We start from the raw sequence: 7,885 nt of genomic DNA, 5'->3' as shown, positions 1-7,885 counted from the left end.
GGCCGAACGCGCGGCTGCTCGCTCGGGCGAGTTCCAGGGCGAAGTCGGCGGCGTCGGCGAAGCGGGTGCCCGGATCCTTCGCCAGCGCCCGCAGGATCACCGCGGAGACGGGTGGCGGAACCATGGTGAGCGGTTCCGGCATGCTTGTCAGATGGTGGTGGGTCAGCGGCTGCACCGCCATCTGACGGCCGAACAGCGGTCGGTTGGCGATCATCTCGTAGAGCACACCCGCGAGGGCGTAAAGATCGGTGGACGGGAAGAGACGCGTCCCTATGATCTGCTCGGGAGCCATGTAACGCGGCGTTCCCAGGATCGCGCTGGCGGTGGTCTCCACTCCGTCGAAAATCTTGGCGATGCCGAAGTCGGTCACCTTCAGCAGCCCGTCGCCGACGAACATGATGTTGTCCGGCTTGATGTCCCGGTGCAGCACTCCGTGGCCGTGCGCTGTGGCGAGGGCGGCCGCGGCCGCGAGCCCGATCGAGCAGGTGGTCTCGGCGGAGACCGGTCCCGAGCTCATCCGCTGTTTGAGCGTGCCGCCGGAGAGCAGCTCCATGACGAGCAGGCAGGTGCCCTCGTGCTCCACGTAGTCGTGGATACGCACGATGTGCGGATGGTCCAGTTCAGCCAGCACCCGAGCCTCGGACAGGAAGCGGGCACGCAGATCGGGGTCGTCGGAGGTGTCCAGCAGGATCTTGATCGCGACCTTGCGGCCGATGAGCCGGTGCTGGCCGGCCAGCACGAGCCCGTAGCCACCCCGGCCCAGGTCGCCCTCGACGGAGTAACCGGGAAGCGCCGCCTCCACCCGAGATTTATCTATCAACAAGGTCCAGATCCGTCCGCTACCACGCCGGGCATCCGCTGTACCGCCACCCGTGCGCCGAGAACCATCCTGGCCTGCAATGACGCCCTTCGTCGGGTTCCTGGTGATCCTACGGCCCTGACCCCCCATTCCCTACCCCCGGCCGGCCGGTCCGGCGTGCCGGATCGGCGACACGGGCAGGCCGACGGGGCTGGCGAGCGCCGCCGTCGCCGCAGTGCGGATGATGGGCACTGCGGCACATGTTGAACCTGCGAGGAAGGGCATCCCACGTCATGTCGACAACCGAGCCCGCTGCCCCGGTGGCTCCGCTGGACATCGCCGCGACCGAGGAATGGGCGGCGCTCACCACGCATCTGCGCGAGATCTCCGAGGTGTCCCTGCGGGATCTGTTCGCCGCCGATCCCCGGCGTGGCGAGACGTTCGCCGTCGAATCGGACGGACTCTATCTTGACTACTCCAAGAACCGGCTGACCGCGCGCACCGTCGAGTTGCTGACCGCGCTGGCCCGGCGCGCCGGGCTGGCGGACCGGATCGAGGCGATGTTCCAGGGCGAGAGGATCAACGTCACCGAGAACCGACCGGTGTTGCACGTGGCGTTGCGCGCCCCGGCCGGCACCCGGATCGAGGTGGATGGCGCCGACGTCGTCCCCGACGTGCATCGGGTGCTCGACGCGATGTCCCGATTCGCCGACCGGGTGCGGTCGGGAGAATGGCTGGGTGCCACCGGTGAGCGGATCCGGACGGTGGTCAACATCGGCATCGGCGGCTCCGACCTGGGACCCGCCATGGCCTACGACGCCCTGCGCGACTATGCCGACCGGTCGATCGAAGTCCGGTTCGTCTCCAACGTCGACCCCACCGACATCTGGGAGGCCACCGCCGATCTCGATCCGGCCAGCACCCTGTTCATCGTCTCGTCCAAGACGTTCACCACCCTGGAAACGATCTCCAATGCGCGGGCCGCGCGGTCCTGGCTCACCGGCCTGCTCGGCGAGGACGCCGTTTCCCGGCATTTCGTCGCGGTCTCCACGAATGCCGAGAAGGTCGCCGAGTTCGGTATCGACACCGAGAACATGTTCGAGTTCTGGGACTGGGTGGGCGGCCGGTACTCGGTGGACTCCGCGATCGGCCTCTCGCTGATGATCGCGATCGGGCCGCCGAACTTCCGGGAGTTCCTCGCCGGTTTCGCCGCCATGGACACGCACTTCCGGACGGCTCCGTTCGAGCGGAACCTTCCGGTTCTGCTCGGCCTGATCGGCCTGTGGTACCGCGACTTCTTCGGTACCGCGACGCACGCGGTGCTGCCCTACAGCCACTACCTGGGCCGATTCCCGGCTTATCTCCAGCAGCTGGACATGGAGAGCAACGGGAAGTCGGTCGATCTCACCGGGCGGCCCGTGCCGACGCCGACCGGACCGATCGTCTGGGGGACTCCCGGCACGAACGGACAGCATGCGTACTATCAGCTCCTACACCAGGGGACGACGATCGTCCCGGCTGATTTCATCGGCTTCGTGCGGCCGAACCATCCCGGGGTGGGCACGGCGGACGGCGCCGGGGTGGACCAGCATGCCCTGCTGCTGGCCAACTTCCTGGCGCAGACGGAGGCCCTCGCGTTCGGCCGGACAGCCGCGGAGGTGGCCGCCGAGGGTGTCGCGCCGGGCCTCGTTGCACATCGGACCTTCCCGGGTAATCGACCCTCGAACACCCTGCTCGCCCAGCAGCTGACTCCGTTCACCCTCGGTCAGCTGATCGCACTGTACGAGCACAAGGTGTTCACCCAGGGTGTCATCTGGGGGATCAACAGTTTCGACCAGTGGGGCGTGGAGCTCGGCAAGGTGCTGGCCGGTCGGATCATTCCGGAATTCGGGTCCGAGCAGGAACCGGAGCTGGGGCATGATAGCTCGACAAACGCTCTGATCAAGCGTCTGCGCGCCGGCTGACGTCCGCCGGGGATCCAGCCAACCGAGGCATGTTACTCTGCGTAACTGATCGGGGGGTGACCCCACGCAGTGACGACATCGGGGGGTGGAAGTCATGCGGGTGGATGCTGGAGCCTTGCGGATGTCCGTGCAGCGGACAGGCGAGGACGTGCTCATCGAACTCGCCGGGGAACTCGACACTGCCGGGCGGCTCCGGTTCCGTGAGCAGATCGGCGAGCATCTCGGCCGGGGCGGGGGGACGGTCACGGTGGATGTCGCGGGCCTGCGCTCGATCGACATCCCGGGGCTCGCCGCTCTGCTCCGCGCCGATCTGCTGCTCCGCCGGGTGCACTCACGTCTGGAGATCCAGGCACCCACGCCGGCGTTCGCCGCGTTGTTGCGGGAGGCCGGTCTCGACGGTCGACTGCGGGTCGGCGGGGGATCCCGCCGCCGCTGACCGCCGCCTCACCTGTCCGCACCCCGCGGGCTGGGAGACGGCTCAGCTGATGAGCGGTGACGTCCGATCGCCCGATGACGCGGGTGCGCTGAGGGTGGCGGGTGCGCTGGGTGACGGTCGTGCACCGGATGGTCCGGAGTCGCCCACCGAGGCGGTGCCGTCCTCGGTGACCAGGGAGAGCAACCCGCGGGAGCCGATCAGACGTTTCTCGATCCCGCCCATCATGAGCATCCCCGCCATCACGAAGAGTGGAAAACCGAGCACCATCAGCAGGACGGGTGGTGTGAGACTCACCGAAAGACCCCCAGGCTGGCTTACGGATCTGATCGGCACCATGGACGCCGTACCGTAGGCGTTACCCTCGGACCTCCGTTGCTCACGTCCCGACCGTCGTCTCACCCGACTCGGGTGTCCACCGGGTTCTCCCCGAGGGGGTCGCCGATTCCGGCCGGGTGGAAGAATAAACCGCAGCTCAGGGGTCTGTTCCGGGATGCGTGTTGTTCCCGGTGTCCGCGGGCTCGTACCCTTCCCCCAATATGTCTGCGCGGCCCGTTCCATTGCCCACTTATAGCGGCCGTCCGTGGGTTCGTGACGCGGACCTGTTTGCGCGTCTCGACCTGCTCTCCGAGCAGGTCGATTTCGCCCTTGCCGAGATAGCCCTGCGGCGGGCCGCCTACCAGCGAGCCTGCGAGGAGGAGGCCGACTGGCAGTGGGCGCCCCTCGGCGTTGAGGTGCTGAGCCGGCCGTCCGTGGCGCAGGCTCTGGCCGGCGAGCTCGCCGCCGTCGAGCGGCTGCGGTTGTGGGCGCAGGAGATGTACTGGTTGCAGGAACAGGCGCGGCTGCGCGGACTGCTGCGCTGAGCGTGCGGGCGCGGGCCGCCCCGCTATCCCGTTCCCGGCGAGGGGCCTCCCGTCCCTGGCGGGGGGTCGTCGAGCGTGCCGAACAGCCGGCGGCCGAGGTTTGCCGCGGCGACGTTGCCCCGGTGCAGATACCGGGTGATGCCAGCTTCCAGGCTCTCGGCGGCGTCGTCCTTGCGGCCGGCCCGGTAGAGCACCTCGGCGCGGGACAGCAGCGCGTGTCCCTGGCCGTCGGTGTCGTCGGTGCGGCTGGCGAGATCGACGGCGGTGTCGGCGAACCGGAGGGCCTCGGCATCGCGGCCGCGCAGCGCCAAGAGCTTCGCGTGGACCCCGCACCATCCGGCCTGGGCCGGTAGCTGGTCGGCGGCGGCGGCGTCCCGACACCGGGTGACGTACTTGCCCGCGTCGTCGACCTTGCCGAGCCGGACGAGAACGTCGGCGAGTGCCGCGGCCCGGTTGGCCAGGAACGCGCGTTCCCCCATCCGGGACAGCTGCCGGCAGCTTCGCCGCAGCTCCCGCTCGGCGACTGCCAGCTCGTCGGCGAGCAGTGCCACCCGGGCCACGACGAACCCGCCATGAAAGGGGTCGACCCGAGGGGCGCGCAGGTCGTGAACGATCTCCTCGGTCGCCTTGAGATGGATCTGCGCGCCCTCCAGATCCCCCGACATGGCAGTGAGGACCGCGAGCTGGGCGAGCACGGCCCGACGCAGAGCCCGGTCGTCGTCAGCGGCGTCGAGGGCCTCGTTTGCCCGGGTGATCCCGACGGCGACTGGCCGGGGCCCCCAGCTCATGAGCATGGTGAGCTCCCGGCGCAGCGACTGCGCGGCCCGGGGCACGCCGGACTCTTCCGCATGCCGGACGGCGTTCTCCATCGCCCGCTCGGCCGCGGCGAACTGCCCGGCCGCCAGGTAGGCGTTGGCCTGGCTGCGGCAGGCGAGCGCCGCGCCGACCTCGTCGCCGGCCTGCACGAAGTTGGTCAGGCACGCCGCGGCTTCGGTCAGCGTCCTGGCGACCAGGCCCTCCGGATCGGTGGAGAACAGCACCCGCAGGTACGCGAGCCGGGCGTGGGCCCGCAGGCCCTCCTCCCCGGCGCGCCGGGCCCGCTCGGTCACCTGGCGCAGGATGCGCTCGGCGTCGGAGAGCCGGCCGAACGAGTACAGCGCCCAGCCGAGGTCGATCTCGGCCCGTAGCCGCAGCGGGTCCGTCTCGGGCAGCAGGGTGATGGCCCGCTTGAGCAGCTGGGCCGCGCCGGTCTCGTCGCCCTGGCGCACCCGGTCCGCCGCCTCGATCAGACAGGTCGCCGCGGATCGGCCCAGCTCGACCGTCTCGGTGTCGCGCTGCCCGATCTCCACCCGGTAACGGAACGCCTGCTCCAGGTGGTAGCCGACCAGTTCGTCGTGCTCACCGGGGCCGCCCTCCAGCCGGGTCTGCAGCCACTGGGCGAACCGCTGGTGCAGATCGGCGCGCTGCCGTTTGGCGGTGGACTGGTAGGCGCAGTCGCGCAGCAGCACGTGCAGGAACCGGAACGCCTCGACGCCGGGCAGGTCGGACCGGTCCGGATGCACCAGTTCCTTGCGGACCAGGCTCAGGCAGTGGGCGGCGACCATCGGCTGTTCGTTCGGGTCCGACAGGTCGATGACGGCGTCGAGGTAGAAGCGTTCCCCCACGATGGCGGCGCGTTCAAGGACCCGCCGTTCGGGCGGGTCGAGCCGGTCGAGCCGGGCCGCGAGCAGGGACGAGATGGTCGGCGGCACCGTCACGTTGCGCAGGCTGCCGGTGGCGATCCACCGGCTGCCCTCCCGGCGCAGCAGGCCGTCGTCGACGAGGGCCGCCACCATCTGCTCGACGAACAGTGGGTTGCCGGCCGCGGAGGTAGTGATCCGGGAGACGAGGGCCGGGTCGAGGTCGTCGGAGCCCATCAGGGTGCGGATCAGGCGCTGGCAGCGTGCCTCGGTCAGCGGCGCCAGCAGCATCGAGGTGGCGTTGAGTTTGCCGCCTCCCCAGTCCCGCCGCTCCTCCAGCAGTTCCGGGCGGGCCAGGCACAGCAGCATGATGAGGGCGTCGCGGGACCAGTCGGCGATGTTCTCCAGCAGGTCGAGCAGGGTCGGCTCGGCCCAGTGCACGTCGTCGAACCACAGGATCAGCGGGCGTCGGGCCGCCAGCGCCTGGAAGAAGGACCGGACGGCCCAGAAGCTCTCCTGCGGACCGAGTTCCGCGCCGCCCAGCCCCACCAGGGGCGCGAGCGCCTCGACGATCTCGGCCGCCTGGGTGACACCGTCGAGCAGTTCCCGCAGCCGACGCCGCCCGTCCGGGGCGCTCTCGTCGGCGGACAGACCGGTGGCCTGGCGCACCATCTCCATCAGCGGCCAGTAGGCGATGCCCTCGCCGTAGGACAGGCAACGCCCGGTGAGCACGGTCGCCCGGTTCGCCATGGCCGCGCAGAACTCGCCGACCATCCGGGACTTGCCGATGCCCGCCGGGCCCAGCACGGTGAACAGGTGGCAGGTGCGTTCCTCGACCACGGCCTCGAAGGCGTCCTGCAGCCGGCGGCGTTCCCGGTTACGCCCGATGACCGGGGCGGTGAAGCCGTGGGTCGGGGCCCGGCTGCCGGGACCCGCGGTCGGGTCGACCAGCCCGATCAATCGGTGCACCCGCAGCGGGTCGCGCTTGCCCTGGACGACCAAGGGGCCGAGCGGGCTCACCGTGACGCTGTGCCGGATGAAGCGGTAGGTGGTGTCCCCGATGAGGATCTCGTCAGGGGGAGCGGCGTGTTCCAGCCGGGAGGCGACGTTCACCGGATCGCCGGTGACGCCACCGCCGGCGACGGTCACCTCGCCGGTGTTGATCCCGATCCGCACCCGCAGTTTCAGGCCCCACTCGCGCTGCAGGTCGGCGTTGAGCGCCTCCATCGCCGCCCGGATGTCGAGGGCGGCGCGACCCGCGCGCAGCGCGTCGTCCTCGTGCAGCACGGGAATGCCGAAGACGGCGAAGACGGCGTCGCCAATGAACTTCTCGACCGACCCGCCGTGGGTGTAGATCACTTCACGGACGGTGGTGAAGAACCGCCACATGACCTGCTGCAGCGGTTCGGAGTCGATTCTCTCGCCGATGTCGGTGGACCCGGTGATGTCCACGAACATGATCGTCACGGTTTTCCGGGCGCCGCTCCCCGGGGTGGGAAGGGGATTCCCACATCCGGAGCAGAAGCGCGCCCGCTCGGGGTTGTCCTCCGCGCAGGTCGGGCACGGCACCATATGCCGGATGGTAGGCCGATCGCGACCCGAGGCGGTGGGGGATGTGCGTACCCGAGTCGCCTGAGGTGACCCGTCCCACGCCGGTGCCACCGTCGAGTCCCGGCCGGGACGGCGCGACCCGGGCGGTTCATCCGCCGACGGCCGGCTTGGCGCGGTCATGACGGCAGCTCCCGCCGCACCGCGAGGAGCGCCGCCACCTGGGCCAACACTCCCCAGCCGACTACTCCCCAGCCGCCCGCGTTCACCTCGACCGCCCCGCAGCCACCAAAGACCACCACGCTGCCGGAGCCAGGGGTGACCAGAGCCAGCAACCAGGGGTGACCAGACCCAGCAGGATGCGCGGCGTCGTTGTCTTGCCGGGGCCGTTCGGCCCCAGAAAACCGGTGATGTTCCCTTCCCGCACCGTGAAACTCACGTCCCGGACGGCGCGCTGGGACCCGTATCGCTTGGCCAGATGGTCTATTTCAACGACGGCGGTGACGAGAGCCTCCCGGCGGAGGTTCGAGCGGGGCAATCTCTACGGTAACCTGTCGCTGTTCCAGATCCACCGGCGGCTGTCACCGCCGGCCGGGTCG

Annotated in this window: 8 protein-coding genes; 3 read left to right on the top strand and 5 right to left on the bottom strand. The window is 70.0% G+C overall.

The genetic code is table 11. The features are described from left to right. Nucleotides 1-823, bottom strand: an 823-nt coding sequence (locus ACY5KJ_RS02810; RefSeq protein WP_462186458.1) for a serine/threonine-protein kinase, incomplete at its 3' end; no start/stop codon positions are given. Nucleotides 824-1,092: 269 nt separating this feature from the next. Here ACY5KJ_RS02810 and pgi point away from each other — a divergent pair. After that, nucleotides 1,093-2,763, top strand: coding sequence for a glucose-6-phosphate isomerase (pgi, locus tag ACY5KJ_RS02805; protein WP_462186457.1), 1,671 nt, complete (start codon nucleotides 1,093-1,095; stop codon nucleotides 2,761-2,763). 94 nt (nucleotides 2,764-2,857) lie between these two features. Further along, a complete protein-coding gene (locus ACY5KJ_RS02800; protein WP_462202732.1) occupies nucleotides 2,858-3,199 on the top strand; it encodes an STAS domain-containing protein in 342 nt (113 codons plus the stop codon). Between the two features lie 42 nt (nucleotides 3,200-3,241). On the opposite strand, the gene ACY5KJ_RS02795 is transcribed toward ACY5KJ_RS02800, so the two are convergent. Then, nucleotides 3,242-3,493, bottom strand: a complete 252-nt coding sequence (locus ACY5KJ_RS02795; RefSeq protein ID WP_462186455.1) for a hypothetical protein — start codon at nucleotides 3,491-3,493, stop codon at nucleotides 3,242-3,244. Nucleotides 3,494-3,756: 263 nt separating this feature from the next. Between ACY5KJ_RS02795 and ACY5KJ_RS02790 the strand changes: the two genes are divergently transcribed. Then, nucleotides 3,757-4,059 carry a hypothetical protein gene (locus tag ACY5KJ_RS02790; protein ID WP_462202731.1) on the top strand — a complete coding sequence of 101 codons (303 nt, stop codon included), beginning with the start codon at nucleotides 3,757-3,759 and terminating at the stop codon, nucleotides 4,057-4,059. 23 nt (nucleotides 4,060-4,082) lie between these two features. On the opposite strand, the gene ACY5KJ_RS02785 is transcribed toward ACY5KJ_RS02790, so the two are convergent. The 3 genes from ACY5KJ_RS02785 to ACY5KJ_RS02775 form a co-directional block, all read right to left on the bottom strand. Next, nucleotides 4,083-7,310, bottom strand: coding sequence for an AAA family ATPase (locus tag ACY5KJ_RS02785; protein ID WP_462202730.1), 3,228 nt, complete (start codon nucleotides 7,308-7,310; stop codon nucleotides 4,083-4,085). A 155-nt stretch (nucleotides 7,311-7,465) separates the two neighbouring features. After that, nucleotides 7,466-7,621 (bottom strand): hypothetical protein, encoded by a 156-nt coding sequence (locus tag ACY5KJ_RS02780; RefSeq protein WP_462186465.1) that lies wholly within the window; start codon nucleotides 7,619-7,621, stop codon nucleotides 7,466-7,468. Beyond that, nucleotides 7,552-7,725, bottom strand: coding sequence for an ATP-binding cassette domain-containing protein (locus ACY5KJ_RS02775; RefSeq protein WP_462202734.1), 174 nt, complete (start codon nucleotides 7,723-7,725; stop codon nucleotides 7,552-7,554). The genes ACY5KJ_RS02780 and ACY5KJ_RS02775 overlap by 70 nt, the downstream gene beginning before the upstream one ends. Nucleotides 7,726-7,885: the final 160 nt, after the last annotated feature.

The organism is Frankia sp. CcWB3 (genome assembly GCF_977927595.1).
Note: the sequence above shows the minus strand (reverse complement) of the source record. Positions and strands in the feature narration are given on the sequence as shown.

Coding starts and splice junctions, on each gene's coding strand:
- pgi (WP_462186457.1), top strand. CDS start 1,093: ATGTCGACAACCGAGCCCGCTGCCCCGGTGGCTCCGCTGGACATCGCC.
- ACY5KJ_RS02800 (WP_462202732.1), top strand. CDS start 2,858: ATGCGGGTGGATGCTGGAGCCTTGCGGATGTCCGTGCAGCGGACAGGC.
- ACY5KJ_RS02785 (WP_462202730.1), bottom strand. CDS start 7,310: ATGGTGCCGTGCCCGACCTGCGCGGAGGACAACCCCGAGCGGGCGCGC.